The 26,345-nt window shown below is 63.5% G+C and carries 19 protein-coding genes, 1 tRNA gene and 1 pseudogene; 5 read left to right on the top strand and 16 right to left on the bottom strand.

Annotated features, from left to right (window positions below; genetic code table 11):
- Window positions 1-12 precede the first annotated feature (12 nt).
- Window positions 13-1,647 (bottom strand): acyl-CoA synthetase, encoded by a 1,635-nt coding sequence (locus tag OKW30_RS24480; RefSeq protein WP_429347860.1) that lies wholly within the window; start codon window positions 1,645-1,647, stop codon window positions 13-15.
- A gap of 183 nt (window positions 1,648-1,830) precedes the next feature.
- Here OKW30_RS24480 and OKW30_RS24475 point away from each other — a divergent pair, with 183 nt between their 5' ends.
- Window positions 1,831-2,571 (top strand): Crp/Fnr family transcriptional regulator, encoded by a 741-nt coding sequence (locus OKW30_RS24475; protein ID WP_429347859.1) that lies wholly within the window; start codon window positions 1,831-1,833, stop codon window positions 2,569-2,571.
- 18 nt (window positions 2,572-2,589) lie between these two features.
- Here OKW30_RS24475 and OKW30_RS24470 read toward each other — a convergent pair whose 3' ends face one another.
- A complete protein-coding gene (locus tag OKW30_RS24470; RefSeq protein WP_187628847.1) occupies window positions 2,590-2,946 on the bottom strand; it encodes a transposase in 357 nt (118 codons plus the stop codon).
- A gap of 248 nt (window positions 2,947-3,194) precedes the next feature.
- Here OKW30_RS24470 and OKW30_RS24465 point away from each other — a divergent pair.
- Window positions 3,195-3,830 (top strand): annotated as a pseudogene (locus tag OKW30_RS24465) (porin); the annotation flags it as partial.
- Window positions 3,831-3,983: 153 nt separating this feature from the next.
- Here OKW30_RS24465 and OKW30_RS24460 read toward each other — a convergent pair.
- The 7 genes from OKW30_RS24460 to OKW30_RS24430 all read right to left on the bottom strand — a co-directional run bounded on the left by OKW30_RS24460 (window position 3,984) and on the right by OKW30_RS24430 (window position 13,129).
- Window positions 3,984-5,126, bottom strand: coding sequence for a porin (locus OKW30_RS24460; RefSeq protein WP_090808426.1), 1,143 nt, complete (start codon window positions 5,124-5,126; stop codon window positions 3,984-3,986).
- Between the two features lie 1,102 nt (window positions 5,127-6,228).
- Window positions 6,229-6,316: transfer RNA gene (locus tag OKW30_RS24455), tRNA-Ile, on the bottom strand.
- A 153-nt stretch (window positions 6,317-6,469) separates the two neighbouring features.
- Window positions 6,470-8,860, bottom strand: a complete 2,391-nt coding sequence (rpoD, locus tag OKW30_RS24450; RefSeq protein WP_429347858.1) for an RNA polymerase sigma factor RpoD — start codon at window positions 8,858-8,860, stop codon at window positions 6,470-6,472.
- Between the two features lie 90 nt (window positions 8,861-8,950).
- Entirely contained in the window at window positions 8,951-10,831 is a 1,881-nt protein-coding gene (dnaG, locus tag OKW30_RS24445) for a DNA primase (protein ID WP_429347857.1), read from the bottom strand.
- Window positions 10,832-10,948: 117 nt separating this feature from the next.
- The gene (locus OKW30_RS24440) at window positions 10,949-11,395 is read right to left on the bottom strand and encodes a GatB/YqeY domain-containing protein (RefSeq protein WP_184057455.1); all 447 of its coding nucleotides are present in this window, start codon (window positions 11,393-11,395) and stop codon (window positions 10,949-10,951) included.
- Between the two features lie 234 nt (window positions 11,396-11,629).
- Complete coding sequence (gene rpsU / locus OKW30_RS24435; RefSeq protein ID WP_429347856.1) at window positions 11,630-11,842, bottom strand: 30S ribosomal protein S21; 213 nt, start codon at window positions 11,840-11,842, stop codon at window positions 11,630-11,632.
- A gap of 51 nt (window positions 11,843-11,893) precedes the next feature.
- Entirely contained in the window at window positions 11,894-13,129 is a 1,236-nt protein-coding gene (locus OKW30_RS24430) for an NAD(P)/FAD-dependent oxidoreductase (RefSeq protein ID WP_187628850.1), read from the bottom strand.
- Between the two features lie 145 nt (window positions 13,130-13,274).
- Here OKW30_RS24430 and tsaD point away from each other — a divergent pair, with 145 nt between their 5' ends.
- Window positions 13,275-14,303, top strand: coding sequence for a tRNA (adenosine(37)-N6)-threonylcarbamoyltransferase complex transferase subunit TsaD (gene tsaD / locus OKW30_RS24425; protein WP_184054832.1), 1,029 nt, complete (start codon window positions 13,275-13,277; stop codon window positions 14,301-14,303).
- A 94-nt stretch (window positions 14,304-14,397) separates the two neighbouring features.
- Here the strand turns inward: tsaD and folE2 are convergent, their stop codons facing one another.
- From folE2 to OKW30_RS24405, 4 genes are all read right to left on the bottom strand, one after another.
- On the bottom strand, window positions 14,398-15,204 hold the full coding sequence (folE2, locus tag OKW30_RS24420) for a GTP cyclohydrolase FolE2 (RefSeq protein ID WP_429347855.1): 807 nt from the start codon (window positions 15,202-15,204) through the stop codon (window positions 14,398-14,400).
- Between the two features lie 245 nt (window positions 15,205-15,449).
- Window positions 15,450-17,357 (bottom strand): 1-deoxy-D-xylulose-5-phosphate synthase, encoded by a 1,908-nt coding sequence (dxs, locus tag OKW30_RS24415; RefSeq protein ID WP_184072175.1) that lies wholly within the window; start codon window positions 17,355-17,357, stop codon window positions 15,450-15,452.
- 87 nt (window positions 17,358-17,444) lie between these two features.
- Window positions 17,445-18,326: a polyprenyl synthetase family protein gene (locus tag OKW30_RS24410; protein WP_184072176.1), complete on the bottom strand. Its 882-nt coding sequence runs from the start codon at window positions 18,324-18,326 to the stop codon at window positions 17,445-17,447.
- Window positions 18,323-18,631 (bottom strand): exodeoxyribonuclease VII small subunit, encoded by a 309-nt coding sequence (locus OKW30_RS24405; protein ID WP_187628852.1) that lies wholly within the window; start codon window positions 18,629-18,631, stop codon window positions 18,323-18,325. Before OKW30_RS24405 ends, OKW30_RS24410 begins: the two co-directional genes overlap by 4 nt.
- A 320-nt stretch (window positions 18,632-18,951) precedes the next feature.
- Between OKW30_RS24405 and OKW30_RS24400 the strand changes: the two genes are divergently transcribed.
- Together OKW30_RS24400 and OKW30_RS24395 are read left to right on the top strand one after the other, a co-directional pair.
- Entirely contained in the window at window positions 18,952-20,058 is a 1,107-nt protein-coding gene (locus tag OKW30_RS24400) for an aromatic ring-hydroxylating oxygenase subunit alpha (protein ID WP_184072178.1), read from the top strand.
- A 149-nt stretch (window positions 20,059-20,207) separates the two neighbouring features.
- Entirely contained in the window at window positions 20,208-21,077 is an 870-nt protein-coding gene (locus tag OKW30_RS24395; RefSeq protein ID WP_429347854.1) for a sulfurtransferase, read from the top strand.
- A gap of 50 nt (window positions 21,078-21,127) precedes the next feature.
- Here the strand turns inward: OKW30_RS24395 and OKW30_RS24390 are convergent, their stop codons facing one another.
- The 3 genes from OKW30_RS24390 to polA form a co-directional block, all read right to left on the bottom strand.
- The gene (locus OKW30_RS24390; RefSeq protein ID WP_187628853.1) at window positions 21,128-22,000 is read right to left on the bottom strand and encodes a dienelactone hydrolase family protein; all 873 of its coding nucleotides are present in this window, start codon (window positions 21,998-22,000) and stop codon (window positions 21,128-21,130) included.
- Between the two features lie 90 nt (window positions 22,001-22,090).
- Complete coding sequence (locus OKW30_RS24385; RefSeq protein ID WP_187628854.1) at window positions 22,091-23,446, bottom strand: NAD(P)/FAD-dependent oxidoreductase; 1,356 nt, start codon at window positions 23,444-23,446, stop codon at window positions 22,091-22,093.
- Window positions 23,447-23,603: 157 nt separating this feature from the next.
- Window positions 23,604-26,345 carry a DNA polymerase I gene (gene polA / locus OKW30_RS24380; RefSeq protein ID WP_429347853.1) on the bottom strand — a complete coding sequence of 914 codons (2,742 nt, stop codon included), beginning with the start codon at window positions 26,343-26,345 and terminating at the stop codon, window positions 23,604-23,606.

Raw genomic sequence — 26,345 nt, 5'->3', positions numbered from 1 at the left:
AATCGCGGCGCGTTACCCTTTCCCCTCCGCCTTGATCCGCGCGCGCAACTCGAACTTCTGGATCTTCCCCGTCGACGTCTTGGGCAACTCGCCGAAGCGCACCGCCTTCGGCAACTTGTAGCCGGCCAGAAACAGCCGGCAGTGCGCGATGATTTCCTCCTCGGTCACCTGCGCGCCTTCCTTCAACTCGATGAACGCGCACGGCACCTCGCCCCACTTCGGATCGGCCATCGCGACCACCGCCGCCACCGACACCGCGGGATGCCGGTACAGCGTGTCCTCGACCTCGATGCTCGAAATGTTCTCTCCGCCCGAAATGATGATGTCCTTGCTGCGGTCGCGGATGCGGATATAGCCGTCGGCCGTGCGCACGCCGAGATCGCCGGTATGGAACCAGCCGCCTTCGAAAGCCGCTTCGGTCGCGCGCTCGTTCTTCAGATAGCCCTTCATGCAGATGTTGCCGCGAAACATGATCTCGCCGATCGTTTCGCCGTCGTCCGGCACCGGCGCGAGCGTGTCCGCATAGAGCACCGCGACCGCCGCCTGCAGGTGATAACGCACGCCCTGGCGCGCGGTCAGGTCGGCGCGGATTTGATCGTCGAGCGCGTCCCATTCGTCCTGCTTCGCGCAGACGGCCGCCGGCCCGTAGGTTTCGGTGAGCCCGTACACGTGCGTCAGATCGAAGCCGATCTGCTTCATCTTCGCGATCACCGCGGGCGGTGGCGCGGCGCCCGCGACCATCGTCGACACGCGATGCGTGATGCCCCCGCGCCATTCGGCCGGCGCATTCACGAGCGAACTCTGTACGATCGGCGCTCCGCAGTAATGCGTGATGTGTTCGCGGCGAATCAACTCGAACACGATCTTCGCGTCGAACTTGCGCAGACAGACGTTGACGCCCGCGCGGGCCGCCACCGTCCACGGAAAGCACCAGCCGTTGCAGTGGAACAGCGGCAGCGTCCACAGATAGACCGCGTGCTTCGGCATGTCCCATTCGAGAATGTTGCTCAGCGCGTTCAGATATGCGCCACGGTGATGGTAGACGACGCCCTTCGGGTCACCGGTCGTGCCCGATGTGTAGTTCAGCGCGATCGCGTCCCATTCGTCGGCGGGCGGGGTCCACTCGAAGGAAGGGTCGCCGGTTTGCAGGAACTGCTCGTAGTCGGTCGCGCGAATGAACTGCGCGGCGTCGGCGGGCTGCGCGTCGGCCACGCTGATCACGCGGAGCTCCGGGAATTCTAGCGCCGCGCGATGCGCGAACTCGCCGTATTCGGTGTCGACGATCAGCGCCTTCGCCTCACCGTGGCGCAGCATGAACAGCAGCGTCGCGACGTCGAGCCGCGTGTTCAGTGTATTCAGCACGGCGCCGGCCATCGGCACGCCGAAGTGCGCCTCGACCATCGGCGGGATGTTCGGCAGCAGCGCGGCGACCGTGTCGCCGCGGCCGATGCCGGCCTCGTGCAGCGCGCTCGCGAGCCGCCGCGCACGCTCATAGGTCTCGCGCCAGTTGCGACGGATCTCCCCATGGACGATCGCGAGCCGCTCGCCATACACTTGCGCTGCGCGCACGAGGAAATCGATCGGCGTCAACGGGACATAATTGGCCTCGCGCCGCCCGAGGCCTTCGTCGAACATGTGCTGTGTCATTGCTTCATCTCCTGAGGCGCGGGCCGCGCCGCCGATTGTTGTGACCGTGTTCTATGAAAGAACCAGGGCCTAGCCTAGCAATTGTCGTCATGAACTGTCTGTCATTCAAATGACAGAGTGGCGCCACTGACGCCCCGCCTTGACCTGGCTCAGCCGGCACCGCTCCCAAACCGCTTATCGCCGATGACCGACGCTCCGCTGACTGACCGCGCCGACACCCGGCCGCCCCAACGTGTCGCGCCCGCCGACCTCGCGCGACAGTTCGTCGCGTGCGCGTGGTTTCGCGCGCTCGCCGCCGATCATCAGGCGATGGTGCTCGCCAGCGCACACGCCGAGCACTTTGAAGGCGGTGCGTGGATCGCCCACCGCCAGCAACCGTCCGACTATTGGATCGGCGTGCACTCGGGGCTCGTCAAGCTCGCTATCTACAACGCGTCGGGCCGCAGCTGCACGCTGTCGGGCGTGCCGCCGGGCGGCTGGTTCGGCGAAGGCAGCGTGATCAAGCGCGAATTGCGCAAATACGACGTGGCCGCGATCCAGCCGTCGCTCGTGATGTTCGTGCCGTCCGCGACCTTCCATGCGTTGCTCGAACCGAGTCTGCCGTTCGCGGGCTTCGTGATCCGGCAATTGAACAACCGGATGGGGGAATTCATCGCGTCGATCCAGAACACCCGACTGCTCGACGTGGACGCACGCGTCGCGCAATCGCTCGCTCAGCTGTTCAATCCGGATCTGTATCCGGACACGGGTCGCACACTGGCGATTTCACAGGAAGAAGTCGGTCTGCTCGCGGGAGTGTCGCGGCAGCGCATCAATCAGGCGCTGCAGAACCTCGAGAAGCTGCGGATTTTGCGACTGTCGTATAACCGGATCGAGGTGCTCGATCTCGAGCGGCTGGCTGCGTACGGGCGGGAACAGATCTAGCGGCGCGACTGGCGCTCGCTACCCGGCGCGCACGCCGCCCTTGCGCGTCGCGCGCGTTTCGAGAGCGTCGTCGGTCTTGAACAGCGCGAGCATGATCGCGCTCAACACGCCCGTCTTTTTCCAGCGCAGATAGTAGCGATGCGCGGTCTGGTACGGGACGTAGTGCTCGGGCATTGCGCTCCACGGCGCGCGCGTGTGCAGCACCCACATCACGCTATTGAGCACGTGGCGAATTTCGATCGGCGGACGACCACGACGCGGGCCGTCATCATGCAAGGTTTCAGGTAACAGCGGCGCGACCCGCTGCCATTGCTGGTCGGTCAGCTCCTGAACGACTGGCGAGGTCGCGATGGATTCGGAAGATGGACTATTCATGCGTGAAAGCGCACGCGTAAAACGCGTGCTGGCGTCGCTCCGAAAGTCGCGTCGATACGTCAATTCGCTCGAGACTACTCGAAGCTTGCCTGGGAGAAAGTCAATTTTTGTCACCAGGAACGGCGCAATTGCCAAAAATGGCAATAGGTCATTGCGCGAGAGCGGCGATGGCGCGGCGCGGACGGCGATCTATCATCGGCGCGCCCGGCGGCGCCCCACTCGGCGCGCGCCGCGTCCGGCGTTTTTTTTTCAAAGGCCTGACGGTGGCCGCGATGTACTCATTCGGCACGAACTCGGAATCGACCGGCGGCGGCGGCTTCTCGGGCCAGATGCCAAGCCATCTCGGCGCGGGCAACATGTACGGCTTCACGCTGTCGTACGTGGCGGGTCCGCTATCGGTCGCGGCCGGCGTGCAGCAGAACAGCGACAACAGCAATCACAAGCAGACCATCTTCAACGCGAACGCGGTCTATGCGTTCAGCTCGACGAAGCTGTACGTCGGCTATCTGCATTCGAAGGACGACACCGGCTTCGTCGACAGCGCGCTCGCGCAGCAGACGCTCGTGCCGGGCGTCGATATCGTCAAGGGCTCGGGCCGCATCGACAACCGACCGTTCGCCGGCGTCACGTGGCAGACCACGCGCGCGCTGACGCTGACGGGCGCCGCGTACTACGACCACATGTCGAACGCGGCGATCGGCGCTGGTCAGCTCGGCAGTGGCTATCGCTACACGTTCGTCGCACTGGCCGAGTACGCGCTGTCGAAGCGCACCGAGGTGTACGGCACCGTCGATTTCGACAAGGTGTCGGGCGCGGCGTCGGTCGAACTGCCGGGCCGCGACAACCAGACCGGCGTTGCGCTCGGTTTGCGGACAATTTTCTGAATCGTTTCACGTCGTCATGGCAAAACGGGCGTCCCCAGGGACGCCCGTTTTTTTCGCCTCGCATACGGAAACCGGCTCACCGGTCTGCCGCGCGCATAAAAAAAGGTGCCGCGAACGGCACCTTTCTGTACTACAGGCAGCTTCTGCTGAAGCTTAGAAGCGGTGACGCAGACCGACCGTAGCAGCCGTCTGGTTCTTCGACGACGAGGTCGGAACCGTGTTGTCGCCGCTGTAGATCGAAGCCACGCCGCCGTCACCCATTGCGTGCTGGTACACAGCCTGAGCGTAGACGTCGGTGCGACGCGACAGCGAGTAGTCAGCCTGCAGGCCGATCTGGTGGTAACGGGTCTTCATGTCGTTACCGTCGGCGTTGATGCCGTAGCCGCGCGCGTCGGTGAACGTGTACGCGACGCCGAGAGCCATAGCCGGGGTCACGTTGTACTTGCCGTTGATTTCGTAGTTGTTGGTGTGGCCTTGACGCTGACCAGGAGCTTCACCAACCAGGTTGTCGACGCGCGATTGCGTCCATGCCACGCCAACCAGCGCCGGGCCGAAGCCGTACGAAGCGCCTGCGCCGAACTGACGCTGACGGAAGTCGCCTTGCAGCACGCCCGCGGTGTTCGCCAGAACGCCGTCCGATGCGCCGCTTGCGTTAGCAGCCGGGTTGTTTTGCTGAGCGTAGGCAGCACCGAGGTGCAGGCCTTGCCACTGGTATGCGGCGCCCAAGCTGTACTGACGGTTGTTTGCGAAGCCACCAGCCTGGTTCGAGAAGCCGTACGTGCCGCCGAACGTGAAGCCAGCGTAGTTAGCGCTCGAGTACTTGACCGAGTTGTTGACCGACAGACCACCGTTGGTGTTCAGGTTGTCGTTGTTGAAAGGGTGCGCGAAGTACGTGCCGCCCCAGCTGCCCGTTGCGGTCAGCGGTGCCAGGTAGTCCTGCGCTGCGTCGTACTGGCGACCCAGCGTGACCGTACCGAATTGCGAGCTCGACAGACCGACGAAGGCCTGGCGGTTGAACATGCCGTTGTTGTTAGCGTACTTGCCGTTGTTGATGTTGAAGCCGCTTTCCAACGTGAAGATTGCCTTCAGACCGCCGCCCAGATCTTCCGAACCACGCAGGCCGAACATGCTCTGGTTGATGCCGCCGCTACCTGCTGCCCACTTGGAGTTGTGGGCAACGTTGCTGGTGTACGTCAGACCTGCGTCGAGCAGACCGTACAGGGTCACGCTGCTTTGTGCGTGAGCGACCGAAGCGAACGATGCGGCAGCCGAAACGACGATGAGACTCTTTTTCATGGGAACTCCAATTCGAAAAATTTATACGGGGAGCAGGACCTGCTTCAGCAGCCGATGCATCGCATTTGCCGCCGCCCGCTTGGCCGAACCGTGGGGATCGACCGGGCACCCTTGAAGCGAAGCGTGAGTGTAGGGGGACACCCTGGTACCGACGCAGGCAATTCACGCAACAGGATTTTTCGAATTTCGCAACAATGTTGGACCCGATGGGGATAACTTCTTGTTTTTCCACCGTTTATTGCAAGATCTAGGTGCCGGATCGCCAGCTCCACCCAAAACGAATTTGCAACGCGTCAATATTCTAAGTTGCGCGTTTGCAACAGTGCTTTAATACGCGTGACGTAATCGGGTCGGAGCAAATTGACGAAAAGACCGGCCGATATTTTTTGTAATCAAATGGTTGAAGTGACGGTTTTCCGGGTCGTTTGAGATTTATTTTTGGAGCGTCGGAACTTAATAGAGTTAAATGCAGTCTTGCTCGCGCACCCGCCAATTGATGGTTTCCGGCGGGGCGATTAACTCGTCGAATCACCAAGACGGCTTATTCACCTAATCTTTATTGACCGAGTCAAGCAATCGCTGCCGCCCCCGGGCAGCGCAACGGTTCGAGCCCACCGCGTCGAATCGGCATTCACTATTGAGACACTGCCATTGCGGCGGTCTTCTGATTTCTCGCTTTAGCGAGCACCCTCTGTCACGTCTCTATAAGATGCGCGTGCGATTCGAAAAAACCTTCAGCATGGGCGTTGCCCGGAGGTGAATTGCGACGCCGGCCGCCGCGTGACAAGACCCGCACTGAAAGCGGACGGCATGCATCAACAAGCCTTCCGCATTCAATTAACGGCGGGGTTGCGCCCGCTTTTACACGGAGTTTCCCTGATTACGCGTGATCACCGCTTATGGCTGGCGCGGAGCGCGCTTAAGCGCCTCCTCGTCCGCGGGCGAGGCCCGGCGCGAGCGGGTCGGTGTCGGGCGGTGTGTGGGGCAACGGACGCGGCTCGCCGCGGTTGAGGCTGGACACTGGGTCGCCCAGCTGAGGCAGTCGAAGACCGCCCAAAAACAAAAAAGGGTTCCGGAATTCGGAACCCTTTTTTCGATACTTTGGTGGGCCGGGTGGGGTTCGAACCCACGATGTCCTTTCGGAGGTGGATTATGAGTCCACTGCCTGCAACCAACACGGCGTCCAGCCCAAGAAAAAAGACCCGGTCGTGAAGGCCGGGCCCGTTTCGTCGATTGGCCGACATACTACACGAAAAAGGAGCCTCCGCAACCGCTTCGCTTCGGCGAAACGACCGGGAGGCCCCTTTGATCGCATCATTTGCGGCCAACCGCGGCCGTCGCCGTCAATTCCCTTCGAGGAATGACTTCAGCTTGTCCGAACGGCTCGGATGACGCAGCTTGCGCAGCGCCTTCGCCTCGATCTGACGAATTCGCTCACGCGTCACGTCGAACTGCTTACCGACTTCTTCGAGCGTGTGATCCGTGCTCATCTCGATACCGAAACGCATGCGCAACACCTTCGCTTCGCGCGGCGTCAGCGAATCGAGCACGTCCTTGACGACGTCGCGCATACTCGCGTGCAACGCCGCATCCGCCGGGGCGACCGTGTTCGTATCTTCGATGAAGTCGCCCAGATGAGAATCGTCGTCGTCACCGATCGGCGTTTCCATCGAGATCGGCTCCTTCGCGATCTTCATGATCTTGCGGATCTTGTCTTCCGGCATTTCCATCTTCTCGGCCAGCGTCGCCGGATCCGGCTCGAGACCGGTTTCCTGCAGGATCTGACGCGAGATGCGGTTCATCTTGTTGATCGTTTCGATCATGTGAACCGGAATCCGGATCGTGCGCGCCTGGTCGGCGATCGAACGCGTAATGGCCTGGCGGATCCACCACGTCGCATACGTGGAGAACTTGTAGCCACGACGGTATTCGAACTTGTCCACCGCCTTCATCAGGCCGATGTTGCCTTCCTGAATCAGGTCGAGGAACTGCAGACCGCGGTTCGTGTACTTCTTCGCGATCGAGATCACGAGACGCAGGTTGGCCTCGGTCATTTCGCGCTTCGCCTGGCGCGCCTTAAGCTCGCCGGCCGCCATCTGACGGTTGGTTTCCTTCAGGTCCTTCAGCGGCAGTACCACGCGCGCCTGCAGATCGAGCAGACGTTGCTGCTGTTCGCGGATCGCCGGAATGTTGCGCGTGAGGATCGCGCTATACCCGTGACCTTCGGCGACGATCTTGTCGGCCCATTCGAGGTCCGTCTCGCTGCCCGGGAAACGCGCGATGAATTCCGCACGCGGCATGCCGCACTTGTCGACGACCGTATGCAGGATCTGACGCTCGACCTGACGCACTTCATCCACCTGCGCGCGCAGCGTGTCGCACAGACGTTCGACGGTACGCGCGGTGAAGCGGATCGTCATCAGCTCGTTCTGGATGGTTTCCTGCGCCTTCAAATACGACTTGGACTTGTAGCCTTCCTTCTCGAACGCGCGACGCATCTTGTCGAACCATTCGCTGATCGACGCGAATTTTTCGAGCGACGCGCGCCGCAGCGCTTCGAGCTGCGCGGCGTTGGCGGTGGCTTGCGCCGCGCCATCGTCTTCTTCCTCGTCCTGTTCGTCCTCTTCCTCGGCTTCCTCGTCTTCATTCTCGATCGCTTCCGCCTCCTGCGCGGAGAAGCCGTCGGCGTCTGCCGCGTCGGCGTCGATCAGACCGTCGACGAGTTCGTCGATGCGTGCTTCGTCGTTGGCGACGCGCTCGGCCATCGCGAGAATGTCGGCGATCGTGGTCGGGCACGCAGAGATCGCCATCACCATGTGCTTCAGGCCGTCTTCGATGCGCTTCGCGATTTCGATTTCGCCTTCACGCGTAAGCAGCTCGACCGTGCCCATTTCGCGCATGTACATACGCACGGGATCGGTGGTGCGGCCAAATTCGGAGTCGACGGTGGACAGCGCGACTTCAGCTTCCTCTTCGACTTCGTCGTCTGACGAAGCCGCGGGCGCGTTGTCGTTGAGCAGCAGCGTTTCAGCGTCCGGGGCCTGTTCGTAGACCGCGACGCCCATGTCGTTGAACGTGCTGATGATGCCTTCGATCGCCTCGGTCTCGGTGAAGTTGTCCGGCAGGTGATCGTTGATTTCAGCGTACGTGAGGAAGCCGCGCTCCTTGCCGAGCTTGATCAGGGCGCGCAGCTTGGAGCGACGCTCCTCGAGTTCCTCCACCGTGCCAGGCTGCGACGACGCGAACGCATCCTTCAGCAGCGCTTTTTCCTTTGCACGACGGTCGCGAGCCTTGACCTTCTCCGGCTTGCCCGGTGCGGCGGCAGCGGTTTCTTCGGTCTGGGTTGCATCGTCATCGACGGGTACTTCATTCAGCTTTTTCGTCATGGAGTTCGCCGTACCGGCTGTAGTCTCGACCCCCGGCTGTTGGACAACAGCCGGTTGAACCGTGGATACTGAAGTCACGCGCGCTGCCGCATCGTCCTGAACGGCAGCCGCTTCCCTTGCGCTTCTGACACCCGCCCGCTTGGCAGCCGGCGGTGCTACAGCTTTCGCCGCCCGAACCGGTGCGGCCTGCGCGGCCGCAGTGGTCGACGACTTCTTCCCGGCAGCCGGTGCAACGCTGACAGCAGACGTTCTTCTGGCGGATGCAGTCAGCCTGGCTTCGGTAACTTTTCCGGTGCGCTCTTTAGCGCGTGAGCCCGTTGCATGATTTCCGCCTGTCGTCTTTGCCATCGCATCGCCTTTCGCCTTTGCTAGGAAAACCCTTGAAAAACAAACCGCTAGAAACTTTTGATTATACCACCCGAGGTTTCGGCCTCTCCGCTACAGCCCGAGTTGACGCTTCATGTCGGCCCGCTTCCGGTTGAGCTCCGAAAACTCGGCAAACTCGTCCGGCGTATGCCGCGACTGTCGCGAAAGCTGTTCGAGACGATCGCAATAAGCGTCGTATCGCATCTTCAAAATCGCGGCTTTCAGCTCCTCGCCGACAATTCGTTCCTGCTCGCGCCGTTCCTCGATGACGGCCGCGTCCTGCGGGTCTTTCAGCAGCAAATCCCGGACGTTTTCATCATAGTCTAGAATTTTGCGAAAGATTTCCTCGAAAGTTGGGGCGTTCGCGCCATTTCGCAAGAGATCGGACAACAACTGGAACGCTGCCGAATCGCCTAGGGCTCGCGCGTGCGTCGTCACTTCCGCGAACAGTTCGCCGTGCCGGGTCACGGTGAGCAGCGCCTCTTCGGCCGCTTCGTCGAGCATCGCGACCGTGCGCGGATACATCACCAGATTGCGCAGCGTCTTTTCCTCGATGCCGGTCACGCTGCGCCGGTCCTTGCGGGCCGGCGCCTTGCGCGACGCGGCCGCGATCCGCGCGTCGACTTCGCAAAGCGCCGCGACTTCGCTGAATGGCACATCGAGCCGGTCTGCGAACATATGCATGATCTGCGCGCGCAGCGCATTGGCCGGCAACGCCTGCAGCAGCGGTTTCGCGTCGAACAGCGCGCGGGCCTTGCCTTCGGGCTGATCGAGCTCCTTGCCGGTCAACACCTCGTTGAGCATGAACTGCGACAACGGCATCGCCCGTTCGACCTGCTCGGCGACAGCCTCGGTGCCGAACTCGCGCACGTAGCTGTCGGGATCATGCTCGCTGGGCAGGAACAGGAAACGGATCGTCCGGTTGTCGGCGGCGTGCGGCAGGCACGCATCGAGCGCGCGACGCGCGGCGCGCCGGCCGGCCGCGTCGCCGTCGAAACTGAAGATGACCGTATCGGTCTGGCGCATCAGTTTCTGCACATGAATCGGCGTGCAAGCGGTGCCGAGGGTCGCGACGGCGTTCTGGAAGCCCAATTGGGCCAGCGCGACCACGTCCATATAACCTTCGACGACCAGCACGTAATGTTGCTCTCGAATCGCAAGACGCGCCTCGAACAGCCCGTACAGCTCGCTGCCCTTGTTAAACAGCGGCGTTTCCGGTGAATTCAAATACTTTGGCTCGCCGCCGTCGAGCACGCGGCCGCCGAAGCCGATCACCTGCCCTTTGACATTGCGGATCGGGAACATGATCCGCTCGCGAAAGCGGTCGTAGCGGCGGTTCTGACCCTGCGCGTCCGACTTTTCGCTGACGATCACGAGACCCGCTTCGACCAGGGCGTCGTCGCGATAGTTCGGGAACGCCGCCTCGAGGTTTTGCCACCCGTCCGGCGCATAGCCGAGACCGAAGCGCGCGGCGACTTCGCCGGTCAGGCCGCGCTTCTTCAAATATTGGATCGCGCCCGGCGCACCGCGCAGTTGCTTACGGTAGTAGTCGCAGGCGGTCTGCATGAGATCGGACAGCGCGGTTGTCACGGCCTTCGATGCCGCCGGCGCGTAGCCGCCGCCAGCTCCGCCACCACCGCCGCCGCCATATCCGGGAGAAGGCTCGTGCGGTACGGTGAGACCCACCGATTGCGCGAGCTCGTTGACCGCTTCGGGAAACGACGCGCCCACGTGTTCCATCAGGAAACCGATGGCCGTACCATGCGCACCGCAGCCGAAGCAGTGATAAAACTGTTTAGTCGGACTAACCGTAAACGAGGGGCTCTTCTCGTTGTGAAACGGGCACAGCCCCATGAAGTTCGCGCCGCCCTTTTTCAGCTGCACATACCGGCCGACCACGTCGACGATATCGACGCGGTTGAGCAGGTCCTGCAGGAATGACGGTGGGATCACAGTAAATAACGCTGCCTGGAAAGCTTCAAAATCCAAGCCCGGAGCCCGGGCTCGACACCGCGCCCGGGCCCCACGCCTCGCCTTCAGGAGGCGCGGGGCCCGGACAAATCGACAGAGTTACTTAGCGAGCGCGGCCTTGACCTGTGCGGAGACGGCGGTCATGTCGGCGCGGCCGGCCAGCTTCGGCTTCAGCACGCCCATCACCTTGCCCATGTCCTGCGGGCCGGCAGCGCCGGTTTGCGCGACCGCCGCCTGCACCTCGGCAACGATTTCCGCTTCGGACATCTGCTCAGGCATGTACGCGGAAAGAATGGCCAACTCGGCCTTTTCCTTGTCCGCAAGATCCGTACGTCCTGCGGCCTCGAACTGGCTGATCGAATCCTTGCGCTGCTTGATCATCTTGTCGATGACGGAGGTTATGGCGGCATCGTCGAGCGTGACCCGCTCATCGACTTCACGCTGCTTGATCGCGGCGAGCAGCAGGCGGATCGTCCCGAGACGTTCGGTCTCGCGCGCCCGCATGGCGGCTTTCATATCGTCGTTGATCCGGTCCTTGAGACTCATCACTCACCTGAATTGCGTTGAAAAGTTGAAAAACCGGCCGGTCGACGGCGGCGATACCGCCGCATCAGCACAAAAACCCGCTTGGGACTTCTTCCTCAAGCGGGTTGGCGCAATTTTGCGTAGTGGATGCGACCCTGCCGGTTGGCCCGATGGGCCGGGTTTGTCATGATGACACCTGTCGTGCCGCCATCGGCTTGGATGCTGCCGCGCCGCGTACAGCGGGCAACGCCAGAATCAGTAGAGCTTCCTTGGCAGCATCTGGCCACGCAGACGCTTGAAATGACGCTTCACTGCCGCCGCTTTCTTGCGCTTGCGTTCGGCTGTGGGTTTCTCGTAAAACTCGCGAGCGCGAAGTTCCGTCAGTAAGCCGTTTTTCTCCATGGTGCGCTTGAAACGGCGCATGGCGATTTCGAACGGCTCATTGTCTTTTACGCGGATGGTCGTCATTTTTCACAATAACGGAACTTTGTAAAGGTTCAGGAGTATAGCAGAGCTTTCTCACAAAGCCATTGCGCCGTCAAGCCCCCGGGCATATTCGGCCGCCGCCTCGCCCGCCGCGACACCCGACGCCCACGCCCACTGGAAGTTGTAGCCGCCGAGCCAACCGGTCACGTCGACCGCCTCGCCGATGAAGTAGAGGCCCGGCACCCGCGCGCTCATCATCGTGGTCGATGACAAACCGCGCGTATCGACCCCGCCGCGCGTCACTTCGGCCTTGCGATAACCCTCGGTGCCGTTCGGCGTGACGGTCCAGCGCGACAGCGCCTCACCGATGCCGCGCAGCGCCTTGTCCGGCAGATCGGCGACGCGGGCCTCGGCGGCCACCTGGTGAGTGTCGAGCCACACGTGCGCGAGCCGCTGCGGCACCCATTCCGATAGCAGATTGGCGATCTGCCGCTTCGTGCCGCTTTTCGCGTCGATGAGCGCAGTCGCGGCGTCGCGCTCCGGCAGCAGATTGATGTGAATCGGCTCGCCGGGCTGCCAGTAGCTCGAGATCTGCAGCACGCCTGGGCCCGACAGGCCGCGGTGCGTGAGCAGCAGATCTTCGGTGAATTCGGCGCCGGTCTTCGTATTGCCAGTCGACAGCTGTACTTCAAGCGACACGCCCGATAGCGCCGCGAACGGCTCCCAGTCGGCCGGAGCGAAGGTCAGCGGAACCAGCGCGGGACGCGTGTCGATCAACTTGTGGCCGAACTGCCTGGCGATCCGGTACGCGAAATCGGTCGCGCCGATCTTCGGGATCGACAGACCGCCCGTCGCGATCACGAGCGCACGGGCGGCGATCGTGCCCGCCGTCGTGCCGAGCAGGAACTGTCCTTCGGCGTCCTGGCGCACCTCTTCGACCGACAGCGGCGTGCGCCATGCAACCCCGCCGGCGTCGCACTCGTTCTTCAGCACGTCGATGACCGCGTCGCTCGACTGATCGCAGAACAGCTGGCCCTTGTGCTTCTCGTGCCATGTCACGCGATGCTGCTTCAGCAGCGCCATGAAATCGCGCGGCGTATAGCGCGCGAGCGCCGAGCGGCAAAAATGCGGATTCGCCGACAGATAATTGGCCGGCCCCGCATACAGATTCGTGAAGTTGCACCGGCCACCGCCGGAAATGCGGATTTTTTCCGCGAGACGCTGCGAGTGGTCGATCAGCGCCACACGCCGGCCGAGTTGACCGGCCACGGCCGCGCACATCATGCCGGCCGCGCCCGCGCCGATCACCGCGATATCGAAGGATTCCATGGGGCCGCATTGTACCTGCCGGGCCCTCGCGTCCATGCCCGTGCTCAGCCGACCGCCTGCGGCTGCCTGTCCGCGCTGGTATACTTTCAGGCTTACCTTTCACTTCCGGACGCGCGACGCGCGCGCCCGTCTCAAGCGATTCATCATGCTCGTTCTCGGCATCGAAAGCTCCTGCGACGAAACCGGTCTCGCGCTCTACGACACGGAGCGCGGCCTGCTCGCGCACGCGCTGCATTCGCAGATTGCGATGCATCGGGAGTACGGCGGCGTCGTGCCGGAGCTTGCATCGCGCGACCATATCCGCCGCGCGCTGCCGCTGCTCGAAGAGGTGATGGAGCGCGCCGGCGTCGCGCGCGGCGACATCGACGCGATCGCTTACACGCAAGGGCCCGGGCTCGCGGGCGCGCTGCTGGTCGGCGCGAGCGTCGCGAATTCGCTGGCGATGGCGTGGAACAAGCCGACCGTGGGCATTCACCATCTCGAAGGGCATCTGCTGTCGCCGCTGCTCGTCGACGAGCCGCCGCCGTTCCCGTTCGTCGCGCTGCTGGTCTCGGGCGGCCACACGCAGTTGATGCGCGTGACGGACGTCGGCTTCTACGAGACGCTCGGCGAGACGCTCGACGACGCCGCCGGCGAAGCCTTCGACAAAACCGCCAAGCTGCTGGGCCTCGGCTATCCGGGGGGCCCCGAAGTCTCGCGCATGGCCGAGTTCGGTACACCCGGCGCAGTCGTGCTGCCGCGCCCGATGCTGCATTCCGGCGACCTCGATTTCAGCTTCAGCGGCCTGAAGACCGCCGTGCTCACGCACGCGAACCGGCTGGGCGGTGCGAACATCTGCGAGCAGGCCAAGGCCGACCTCGCGCGCGGTTTCGTCGATGCCGCCGTCGACGTGCTGGCCGCGAAATCTCTAGCGGCGCTCAAGCGCACGAAGCTGAACCGGCTGGTGGTGGCGGGCGGCGTCGGCGCGAACCGGCAATTGCGCGAAGCGCTGTCGGCCGCCGCGCAGAAGCGCAATTTCTACGTCCACTACCCGGACCTGTCGCTGTGCACGGACAACGGGGCGATGATCGCGCTGGCCGGCGCGCTGCGTTTGCAACGCTGGCCCGAACAGGCCGGCCACGACTACGCGTTCACCGTGAAGCCGCGTTGGGATCTGACGTCGCTCGCGCACTGAACCGCCGCCCCAAGAGGACAAAAAGCCGCTTTACAAGCGGCTTTTTTGCTTCAATGCTTTCGCAACGAAACGGCGTGGAGCGATCAGGAACGTATCAGGCAAGGCGCTTGTCCCGCTCGATCACCGCATACGCGCTGTGATTGTGAATCGACTCGAAGTTCTCCGCTTCGAGCACATACGCGACGATGCGCTCGTCGGCATTCAGACGCTGGGCAACGTCGCGCACGAGGTCTTCGACGAACTTCGGATTTTCATACGCGCGCTCGGTGACGAACTTCTCGTCCGGGCGCTTGAGCAGGCCCCACAGTTCACACGACGCTTCTTCCTCGGCGATACGGATCAACTCTTCGACAGCGACGTCGCCGCTCAGCTCGGCATCGATCGTCACGTGCGAACGCTGATTGTGCGCGCCGTACTGCGAGATCTTCTTCGAGCACGGGCACAGGCTCGTGACCGGCACCAGCACCCTCAGGAACACCCGCGTCGCGCCATGGCGGGTCTCGCCGGTCAGCGTGACTTCATAATCGAGCAAGCTCTGCACGCCCGACACCGGCGCGGTCTTGTTCACGAAGTACGGGAACGACACTTCGATGCGGCCCGCCTCGGCCTCGAGTTTTTCGAGCATAGCCGCGAGCATCGTGCGGAACGTGGCCGGTTCGAGCGGCGCCTTGTTCTCTTCGAGCAACGCGACGAAGCGCGACATGTGGGTGCCCTTCTGCTCGGCCGGCAGATGCACGTCGAGATTCCACGTGCCGACCGACGGCTGCACTTCGCCACCTTGCGTGCGAATCGTCAACGGATGACGCACGCCCCTCACGCCGACCCGCTGGATCGGAATCTGACGCGTGTCGGGGGTGCTTTGCACGTCGGGCATCACGAAAGCGGGATTCATCTGATTCATTCTTTTGTCCTTTCTGGAAAGCGCCGGGCTGCGCCAAGGTCTCGCTGCATCGGCGACTATCGCGCAGCGAGTGCGAGGCACCCATCGGCCATGCGGATCAGTGCGCGCAACGGCGAACGCCGGCTCGCGCCGGCGTTGGGTGACGGGCCGCAACACCCGTCGGTTCAAACTGGAGATTGCCGAAGCCGCCGTCGCATGACGGCGGCATGAGTCGCACCTACGACGGCACGACAGCCGACAGCGCTTTACGCGACGCGCTTCACGGACGACTGACCGCCGACCGCGCCGCTCGCAAGGAAGCGTTCGCGGATCGACCGGGCGATACCCGCGGCGTCGAGACCGCACGCGGCGAGCAGCTTGGCCGGGTCCCCGTGATCGATGAACCGATCGGGGAGGCCCAATTGTAGTACGGGACGCATAACCCCACTTGCGAGCAGGGCTTCGACGCACGCCGAACCCGCGCCACCCATGATGCAGCCTTCCTCGACGGTGACGATCGCGTCATGCGTCTCGGCCAGCTTGCGCACGAGTTCGGTGTCGAGCGGCTTCACGAAGCGCATGTTCGCGACGGTGGCGTCGAGTTGCTCGGCGGCCGCGAGCGACGGCGCGACCATCGTGCCGAACGCGAGAATCGCGATGCGTTTGCCGGCCGGCGCCGACGTCTCGCGACGCACTTCGCCCTTGCCGAGCGGCAACGCGGCCATCTGCTTGACCGTTGCGACCCCGGTACCCGCGCCGCGCGGGTAGCGCACAGCGGTCGGATGCGACTGCTGCAACGCGGTGTACAGCATCTGGCGGCACTCGTTTTCGTCCGACGGCGCCATCACGGTCATGTTCGGAATACACCGCATGAACGCGAGGTCGTACGCGCCCGCATGCGTCGCGCCGTCCGCACCAACGAGACCCGCACGATCGATTGCGAACACCACCGGCAGGTTTTGCAGCGCGACGTCGTGAATCAGCTGGTCATACGCGCGTTGCAGAAAGGTCGAATAGATCGCGACGACCGGCTTCATGCCGTCCGCGGCAAGGCCGCCCGCGAACGTCACCGCGTGCTGCTCGGCGATGCCGACGTCGAAGTAACGATCCGGGAAGCGCCTTTCGAACTCGACCATGCCCGAGCCTTCACGCATTGCCGGCGTAATGCCGATCACGCGCGAGTCGAGCTCGGCCGCGTCGCACAGCCACTCGCCGAACACCTGCGTGTAGGTCTTTTTCGACGGCGTCGCGGCCGGTTTGATACCCTCGGCCGGATTGAACTTGCCGGGGCCGTGGTACAGCACCGGATCAGCCTCGGCCAGCTTGTAGCCCTGGCCTTTCTTCGTGACCACGTGCAGGAATTGCGGCCCGCGCAGTTCCTTGATGTTTTGCAGCGTCGGAATCAGCGAATCGAGATCGTGACCGTCGATCGGCCCTATGTAGTTGAAGCCGAACTCTTCGAACAGCGTAGCCGGCACGATCATGCCCTTCGCGTGCTCCTCGAGCTTGCGCGCGAGATCGAGCACCGGCGGCGCGACGCGCAGCACGCGCTCGACGCCCGCGCGCGCGGCCGCATAGAAGCGCCCAGACATCAGACGCGCGAGATGGCGATTCAGCGCGCCGACCGGCGGCGAGATCGACATGTCGTTGTCGTTGAGGATCACGAGCAGCGGCACGTCGTCTTCGACGCCCGCGTTGTTCATTGCCTCGAAGGCCATGCCGGCCGTCATCGCGCCGTCGCCGATCACGGCGATGCCCATGCGGTTGTCGCCTTGCAGCTTGCTCGCGATCGCCATGCCGAGCGCGGCCGAAATCGACGTGCTCGAGTGCGCGGTGCCGAAGGTGTCGTATTCCGATTCGTCGCGCTTCGGGAAGCCCGAGATGCCGCCCAACTGACGCAGCGTGTGCATCTGGTCGCGACGACCGGTCAGGATTTTGTGCGGATAGGTCTGATGGCCGACGTCCCAGACGATCCGGTCGTGCGGCGTATCGAAGACGTAGTGCAGCGCGATGGTCAACTCGACCGTGCCGAGGTTGGACGAGAGATGGCCGCCCGTCTGCGATACGCTGTCGAGCACGAAGGCACGCAACTCGTCGGCAAGCGGTTGCAATTGGCGGCGATCGAGGCGGCGCAGGGCTGCCGGGTCGTCGATGGTTTTCAGCAAGTCGTACATCGTCGTTCCATTGTAGGAAAACTTACGCGCCCGCACTTCATACATGCACCCCGGGGATGGAGGGTGCGCGGCGGCGGGCTTTCGCGTTCAGCTGACCCGGTTCACCACCAGGTCGGCCAGTTCGGCAAGACGCTGCGCGCGCGCGCCGAACGGCGCGAGCGCGGCGTGCGCGTCGCCGCGCAGTTGCGCCGCGAGCGCGCGCGACGCGTCGAGCCCAATAATCGACACGTAGGTCGGCTTGCCGTCCTTCGCGTCCTTGCCGGCGGTCTTGCCGAGCGTTGCGGAGTCGGTCGTGACGTCGAGAATGTCGTCGACGACCTGAAACGCAAGACCGACCGCGGCGGCGTAGGCGTCGAGCGACGCCAGACCCTGCGCGTCCGGCGTCTCGCCGGCCAATGCGCCCATGCGCACGGCCGCGCGCAGCAGCGCGCCGGTCTTCATGCGATGCATGGTCTCGAGCTGCGGGCGGGTCAGCGTGTGGCCGACGCTCGCCAGATCGATGGCCTGGCCGCCGCACATGCCGATCGAGCCGCTTGCGAGCGCGAGTTCGCGTACGAGCGAGGCCTGCTGCGGCCGGCCGAGTACGTCGGACGTGAGCACGATGAATGCTTGCGACTGCAGCGCGTCGCCAACCAGCAGCGCGGTCGCTTCGTCATACTTGACGTGGACCGTCGGCTTGCCGCGGCGCAGTTCGTCGTCGTCCATGCAGGGCATGTCGTCGTGCACGAGCGAGTACACGTGAATCATTTCCAGCGCCGCCGCCGCCGCATCGAGGCATTCGGCACGCGCGCCGGTCAGCTCGCCGGCCGCGTGGCACAGGAGCGGCCGCACCCGCTTGCCGCCGCCGAGCACCGCATAGCGCATCGCCTCGTGCAACCTGGCGGGTTCGGTCGTCTCGGCCGGCAGATAGTGTTCCAGAGCCGTTTCGACGCGTTCGAGCACCGAGCGCGTCCATTGTTCGAATGTCATAGGTCGTCCCCGCTCTCAGTCGCGGCTGTTCCTGCGGTATTCATGGGCAGCGGCTTGAGGGTCTCGCCATCGAGGACCCGCACCTGCTGCTCGACCTTTTCGAGCTGCTGTTGACAGAATGCGACAAGTGTCGCCCCGCGACGGTAAGCGGCCAGCGATTCCTCGAGGCTCAGACTGCCGCCTTCCATGCGCGCGACGAGCTCTTCCAGTTCGGTCTGCGCGGCCTCGTAGTTCTCCGGCAGCGGCGCGCTATCGCCGCTTTCGGCTGGTGCGGCGGCGGAATCGTTCGATGCGGTCTTCGCCATGAATAGTCGCAAAATTAAAACAAGTCGGACATTCTACGGCAAAAGCGACATTTTCGATCCGCTCGCCGGCCTGCGCCCCGCCGTGCTGTCTCGCTTCGAGCCTGTCCGATGCCCACCCTTGCCCCGCTTCGACCCTGAAGTCTCGCAGAAAAAAAGCTCGAGGTCTGCGGCGAAAATGCCGAACTTTCTTGACATTTTTAACCCAAATCAGGGACTTAAGTGCCCCTGTCACAGGGAAACGGGTATAATTGCGGGCTCCCTAAATCGAATCTTCGATGGTTGGGTTGTTCACTGCTTTCACGTCTTCATCGGGAGTGGGAATGTCCAATCTGAGCAATGCATTGCAGTTGCGGTCTGTTCACAGCCAGCTGCCAGTCACGGCTTACTTTGACGAAGCGCTTCTTACGCGCGAAATCGACACCCTTTTCAAGAAAGGTCCTCGCTACATCGGCCACGATCTCATGGTGCCCGAAGCGGGGGATTATTTTGCCTTGCCCAGCGAACGCGAGGGGCGGGTACTCGTCCGTAACCAGCAGTCGCAAGTCGAGTTGCTGTCGAACGTGTGCCGCCACCGGCAAGCCATCATGCTCAACGGCCGCGGCCAGACGCAGAACATCGTCTGTCCGCTGCATCGCTGGACGTACGACCTGAAGGGCGAGCTGCTCGGCGCGCCCCATTTCGCCGACAACCCGTGCCTGAATCTCGGCGCCACGCCACTGCAGAACTGGCAGGGTCTGCTGTTCGAGGCTCAAGGTCGGGATGTCGCGAAAGATCTCGCACGCCTCGGCACCAAGCGCCATTTCGATTTCTCGGGCTTCATGTTCGATCACGTCGAAGTCCATGAGTGCAACTACAACTGGAAGACCTTCATCGAGGTCTATCTGGAGGACTATCACGTCGCACCGTTCCATCCGGGCCTCGGCAGCTTCGTCAATTGCGACGATCTGACGTGGGAGTTCGGCGACTGGTACAGCGTGCAGACGGTCGGCGTGCACAAGGCGCTCGAGCAACCGGGCAGCCCGACGTATCGCAGGTGGCACGACGAAGTGCTGCGCTTTCGCGACGGCAATCCGCCCGAGTTCGGCGCGATCTGGATGGTGTACTACCCGGGCATCATGATCGAGTGGTATCCGCACGTGCTGGTCGTGTCGTGGCTGATTCCGCGCGGTCCGCAGAAGACCACCAACGTGGTGGAGTTCTATTACCCCGAGGAAATCGCGCTGTTCGAGCGCGACTTCGTCGAAGCCGAGCGCGCCGCCTATATGGAGACAGCCCGCGAAGACGACGAGATCGCCGAGCGCATGGACGCCGGCCGCCTCGCGTTGATGGAGCGCGGCGAATCACAGGTCGGACCGTATCAGAGCCCGATGGAAGACGGTATGCAGCACTTCCACGAGTTTCTGCGGCGCGAACTCGGCACGATCTGATCCGCGCCGCGTGGCGCATCGATCGACTCAAGGAAAGACGGGCTTCGACCCGTCTTTTTTTGTTTAGACTACCGATATAGACCGGCCATGCGCCAGCCGCGTGAACGACGCGGCCCGCAGCCGCCATCGCCCGTATCGAGGAGACGCTCATGCCCCACACTCATTACACCACCCTGATCTCCGCGACCAATCTTGCCGGGCGGCTCACGGCCGCGCCGGGCAGCGTGTTCGTGATCGACTGCCGGTTCGACCTCGCCGATACCGACGCGGGCGAGAAAGCCTGGCTGGCCGGCCATCTGCCGGGCGCGCACTATCTGCATCTCGATCGCGATCTGTCCGGGCCGAAGAACGGCTCGAACGGCCGGCATCCGCTGCCCGATCGCGCGCGGCTCGTCGAAACGCTGGAGTCGCGGGGACTGAAGCAAGGTCAACAGGTCGTCGCATATGACGCACAAGGCGGCATGTACGCAGCGCGCGTCTGGTGGCTTTTGCGCTGGCTCGGTCACGACGCGGTCGCGCTGCTCGACGGCGGGCTGCAGGCATGGGAAGCGGCTGGCCAACCGCTGACGCAGGACGTGCCCGCGCAGAACACCGGCGACTTCAAGGCGGCCGCGCCGCTCGCCGTGACTATCGATACCCAGGCGGTCGAGCGCAACCTGGGTTCGAAGGAGCGAATCGTCGTCGATGCGCGCGCGGCCGATCGCTATCGCGGCGAAAACGAGACGCTCGACCGCGTCGGCGGCCATATCCCGGGCGCGCTGAACCGCTTCTTCAAGGACAACCTGACCCCCGACGGCCGCTTCAAGCCGGCGCACACACTGCGTGAGGAATTCCACGCGCTGCTCGGCGACACGCCGCCCGAACACGTGGTGCTGCAATGCGGCTCGGGCGTGACCGCCTGCATCAATTCGCTTGCGATGGAGGTTGCCGGTCTGCATGGTTCAGCGTTGTACGCGGGCTCCTGGAGCGAATGGAGTTCCGACCCGAAACGGCCGGTGGCGACGGGGGCGAAACCTTGAGCGCGAGCCGCCGCTCGTCGTAACCAGACGCGAGGAATTCGAGCAGCGCTTCAAGCCACGCCGTGCTGCTTGAACCACACGAGCGCGCGACGCCAGCCATCCTCGGCATCGGCCTTCCTGTAGCTCGGACGGTAATCGGCGAAAAACGCGTGACCCGCGTCGTCATAAACGACGAACTGCGAGCCGCGTCCTGCTTGCGGCCCTTGCGCGATCGCCTGCTTCATCTGCTCGAGCGTGTCCTGCGGATTGCTTTGATCCTGGCGCCCGTACAGGCCGAGCACCGGCGCATGAAGGTCAGCGACGAGATCGATCGGATTGGCCGGCGTCATCGCATTCTTCGCGCCGGTCACGCGACCGTACCAGGCGACCCCCGCCTTCACGCGCGGATTGTGTTCGGCATAGAGCCACGAGATGCGCCCACCCCAGCAGAAGCCGTTCACGCCGAGCCGGTTCAGGTCGCCGCCGTTTTCGCCGGCCCACGCGACGGCTGCGTCGAGGTCGGCCAGCACCTGCTCGTCGGGTACCTTGCTGAGCAGTTGCTCGCTCAGTTGCTGGATGCTCGTGTAGACGGTCGGATCGCCCTCGCGCTCGAACAGGTTCGGCGCGATTGCCAGATAGCCCAGCTTCGCGAAGCGCCGGCAGACGTCCGCGATATGCTCGTGCACGCCGAAAGCCTCATGCACGACGAGGATCACCGGCAGATGCGTCTTGCCCTTCGGCTGCGCGCGGTAGGCCGGTATCAGCGTGCCGAGCGAATGGAACGCCACCTCCCCTGCTTCGAGGCCGTCGCTGTCGGTATGAATGGTTTGCGCCGAGACCGGCAGCACCGCCGCCGCGAAGCCGGAGCCCAGCGTCGCCTTGATGAAGGTGCGCCGATCGAAAGGAACGTGCGGGATCAGACAGTCGACTTCAGGCTTCAGCACGGGACGCTCCTCGAAGTATTGTTAGAGGCAACAGGATACGCCTTGCGCGCATCCCGTTGCACATTCAACTGAGGAGATCGTCCGCGCGCGTCAGTGCAGCTTGACGCGCGGCAGCGTGGTACGGCGCAACCAATGCGCGAAGGTGTCGAGCACCATGCGCGGATAGCCGTGCAGCGCCGCGATATGCAGCCGGTACAGCGACATGTACATGAAGCGCGCGAACAGCCCTTCGATCAGCATATTGCCGCCAATCACCCCGCCCATCAGATTGCCGACCGCGCTGAAGTGGCCGAGCGAGACCAGCGAGCCGAAGTCGCGATAAGTGAATTCCGGTAGTGGCCTGTTGTCGAGGCGCGCCGCCAGTCCTTTCATCAGAAAGCTCGCCTGCTGATGCGCGGCCTGCGCGCGCGGCGGCACGTTGCGCTCGTTGCCCGGCCACTCGCAGGCCGCGCAGTCGCCGAGCGCGAAGATGTTGTCGTCGATCCCGGTTTGCAGCGTACGGCGCACGACCAGTTGGCCGAGCCGGTTGACCGGCAAGCCGTCGAGCTGACCGAGCACCGCCGGCGCCTTGATGCCCGCCGCCCACACGGTCAGATCGGCCCGCACGGTGTGACCGCTCGCGGTGCGGATATAGCCCGGCGCGACCTCGGCCACCGTCTCGCCGATCATCAGCTTCACGCCGAGCCTGGTCAGCAATTCGGCGGTGGCCGTGGAAACGCGCTCCTGCAACGCGGGCAGAATGCGCGGCCCCGCCTCGATCAGCACGATGCCGACGTCATGCCGCGGATCGAGCTTGTGCAAGCCATACGCGGACAACACCTGCGCGGTATTGCGCAACTCCGCCGACAACTCGACCCCCGTCGCGCCGCCGCCGACGATCGCCACCTGAATGCGCGGCTCGCTGGACGTCCACGTGCCGGGTCCCGGTCTCGACTCGACGGGCTCGTGTGCCTGATGCTCGGCGCGCATGCACGCCGCGATCAGGCGCTTGCGGAAACGCTCTGCCTCGCTAACCGTATCCAGTGCAATGGAGAATTCGGCCGCTCCCTTGACGCCGAAGAAGGCCGTGGTACTGCCGATCGCGATGATCAGCGTGTCGTACTCGAGCTCGCGTTCGGGCAGCAGTTCAGCGCCGTCGTCGTCCAGCACGGTGCCGAGCGTAATGCGTCGGTTCGTGCGGTCGAGTGCGGTCAGGTCGCCTTGCTGGAATGCGAAGCCATGCCAGCGCGCCTGCGCCGCGTACGGGAGCTCCTGCGTGAACGGGTCCATGCTGCCCGCCGCCACCTCGTGCAGCAGCGGCTTCCAGATATGCGTCGGATAGCGGTCGACCAGCGTCACCTGGGCCTGCGCGCTGCGCCCCTTCTTGTCGGCCCCATAGCGATCGCCAAGACGCGTCGCCAGTTCCAATCCTCCCGCACCTCCGCCAACGACGATAAATCGATGCATTGCACTTCTCCGTGTAGCCGATGAATTATCTGTCGCGACGCTGCGCATGAATGCGCCGTCCTGAACCGATTGTCCTCGACCCGCCTAAGAAGTCACAAGTCGCCAAAACCCATGTGTCACATGCGCACGACGTTATCGTGCGCATGTCACGGGCATGTCAATGCGCTTCCTCCCAGTTCAGGCCCGCACCGACCTCGGCGACGAGCGGCACCTTCAGCGCGGCGACGCCGCACATCAGTTCTGGCAGGCGCTTGCGGACTTCGGACAACTCAGCGTCGGGCACTTCGAGAATCAGTTCGTCATGCACCTGCATGATCATCCGCGTGCCGATCTTCGAGTCTTCGATCCAGTTCTGCACGGCGATCATCGAAAGCTTGATCAGGTCAGCCGCGGTGCCCTGCATCGGCGCGTTGATCGCGGCACGCTCGGCGGCCTGGCGGCGCGGACCGTTGCCGCCGTTGATCTCGGGCAGCCACAGACGACGGCCGAACACCGTTTCGACGTAGCCCTTCGCCTTCGCGCTCAAACGCGTCTCGTCCATATAGCGCGCGACGCCGGGATAGCGCGCGAAGTAGCGGTCGATATAAATCTTCGCCGCGTCGCGCGTGATGCCGAGGTTCGACGCGAGTCCGAACGCGCTCATGCCGTAGATGAGCCCAAAGTTGATGACCTTCGCGACGCGCCGCTGATCGCTCGACACTTCGAGCGGCGTCACGCTGAAGATTTCCGACGCGGTGGCGCGGTGAATGTCCTCGCCCTGCGAAAACGCGCGCAACAACGATTCGTCGCCCGAGATGTGGGCCATGATGCGCAATTCGATCTGCGAATAATCGGCGGAGACGAGCTTGTGCCCGAGCGGCGCGATGAACGCCTCGCGGATGCGCCGACCTTCGCCGGTACGCGCCGGAATGTTCTGCAGGTTTGGATCGTTCGATGCGAGCCGCCCCGTCACCGCGACGGCCTGCGCGTAGTTCGTATGCACGCGGCCGGTGTGCGGATTGACCATGCGCGGCAGCTTGTCGGTATAGGTCGACTTCAGTTTCGACAGGCCGCGATGTTCGAGCAGAATCTTCGGCAGCGGATAGTCTTCGGCGAGCTTCTGCAACACCTCTTCGTCGGTGGAAGGCGCACCGCTCGGCGTCTTCTTGATGACCGGCAGTTCGAGCTTCTCGAAGAAAATCTGACCAATCTGCTTTGGCGAGCCGAGGTTGAATTCGCCGCCGGCCAGTTCGTACGCCTTGCCTTCGAGTTCGATCAGACGCGTGGCGATCTCACTGCTCTGCTGACGCAGTTTCTCCGCGTCGATCAGCACGCCGGTCCGCTCCATCTTGCGCAGTACGCGCGAAGTCGGCACTTCGATCTCGCGATACACGTGGTCGAGCGACTTCTCCGCGGCGATCTGCGGATACAAGGCCTGATGCAAACGCAGCGTGATGTCTGCGTCTTCGGCCGCATATTCGGCGGCTTTGTCGAGCGCGACTTCGTCGAAGCCGATCTGCTGCGCGCCCTTGCCCGCGACCTCTTCGTACTTGATCGTCTTCACGCCGAGATGACGCAGCGCGAGGCTGTCCATGTCGTGCGTGCGATGCGATTCGAGCACGTACGACTCGAGCAGCGTGTCATGCTCGACGCCGCGCATTTCGATGCCGTAATTCGCGAGCACCTGTTCGTCGTACTTCAGATGCTGGCCGACCTTCTTGTGGCCGGCGCTTTCGAGCCACGGCTTGAGCTTCGCGAGCACTTCGTCGCGCGGCAGCTGCACCGGCGCGTCGGGGCCGCGATGCGCGAGCGGCACATACGCGGCGCGGCCCGCTTCGACCGACAGCGACAAGCCGACGATCTGCGCGATCATCGGATCGAGCGACGTGGTCTCGGTATCGAACGAGGTCAGCTCGGCCGCATTGATCCTGTCGAGCCACGCGTCGAGCTGCTCCCATGTTTGCACGGTCTCGTAGTGGCGCTCGTGATCGACGGACAACGCGGGGGGCACGTCGGTTTCCGGACCTTCGACCGCATCGGCGATTTCGACTTCGCGCAGCCACGTCTTGAAGCCGTGGCGCGTGAACACCTCGCGCAACTCTTCGCGCGATTCGGGAAGGCTCGGCAAACTCTCCTCGATCGACACGATGTGCCCGGTCAGATCGCAATGACGCTCGACTGTGACGAGCTTGCGCGCCATCGGCAAAAAGTCCAGCGCGCGGCGCAGATTCTCGCCGACCGCGCCCTTGATCTCGCTCGCATGCCCGACGATGCCATCTAGCGACTCATATTGCGTCAGCCATTTGACCGCGGTTTTCGGACCGCACTTCTCGACGCCCGGCACGTTGTCGACGGTATCGCCGATCAGCGACAGATAATCGATGATGCGCTCCGGCGGCACACCGAACTTCGCGACCACGCCGTCGCGGTCGAGCGTTTCGTTGGTCATCGTATTGACGAGCGTCACGCGGTTCGACACGAGCTGCGCGAGGTCCTTGTCGCCGGTCGACACGACCACGTTCATGCCGAGCTTTTCCGCTTCGGTGCACAGCGTGCCGATCACGTCATCCGCTTCGACGCGATCGATCATCAGCAGCGGCCAGCCGAGCGCACGCACCGCGACGTGAATCGGCTCGATCTGACGGGCAAGATCTTCCGGCATCGACGGACGGTTCGCCTTGTATTCCGGATACCAGTCGTCGCGAAACGTTTTGCCCTTGGCGTCGAACACGCACGCGCTATACTCTGCTGTGACTTCCTTGCGCATGCGCCGCAGCATGTTGATCATCCCGTAGAGCGCACCCGTCGGGCCACCCTCGGGACCGCGCAGATCAGGCATCGCATGGTAGGCCCGGTACAGATAACTCGAACCGTCGACCAACAGCAGGGTCTTACCTTCAAGGCTTCGTTCTTCAGGCAT

It is taken from the genome of Paraburkholderia sp. Clong3 (genome assembly GCF_050436485.1).
Taxonomy (GTDB): domain Bacteria; phylum Pseudomonadota; class Gammaproteobacteria; order Burkholderiales; family Burkholderiaceae; genus Paraburkholderia; species Paraburkholderia tuberum.
The sequence above is the reverse complement of the archived record's forward strand: the minus strand, read 5'-3'. Positions and strand labels throughout refer to the sequence as shown.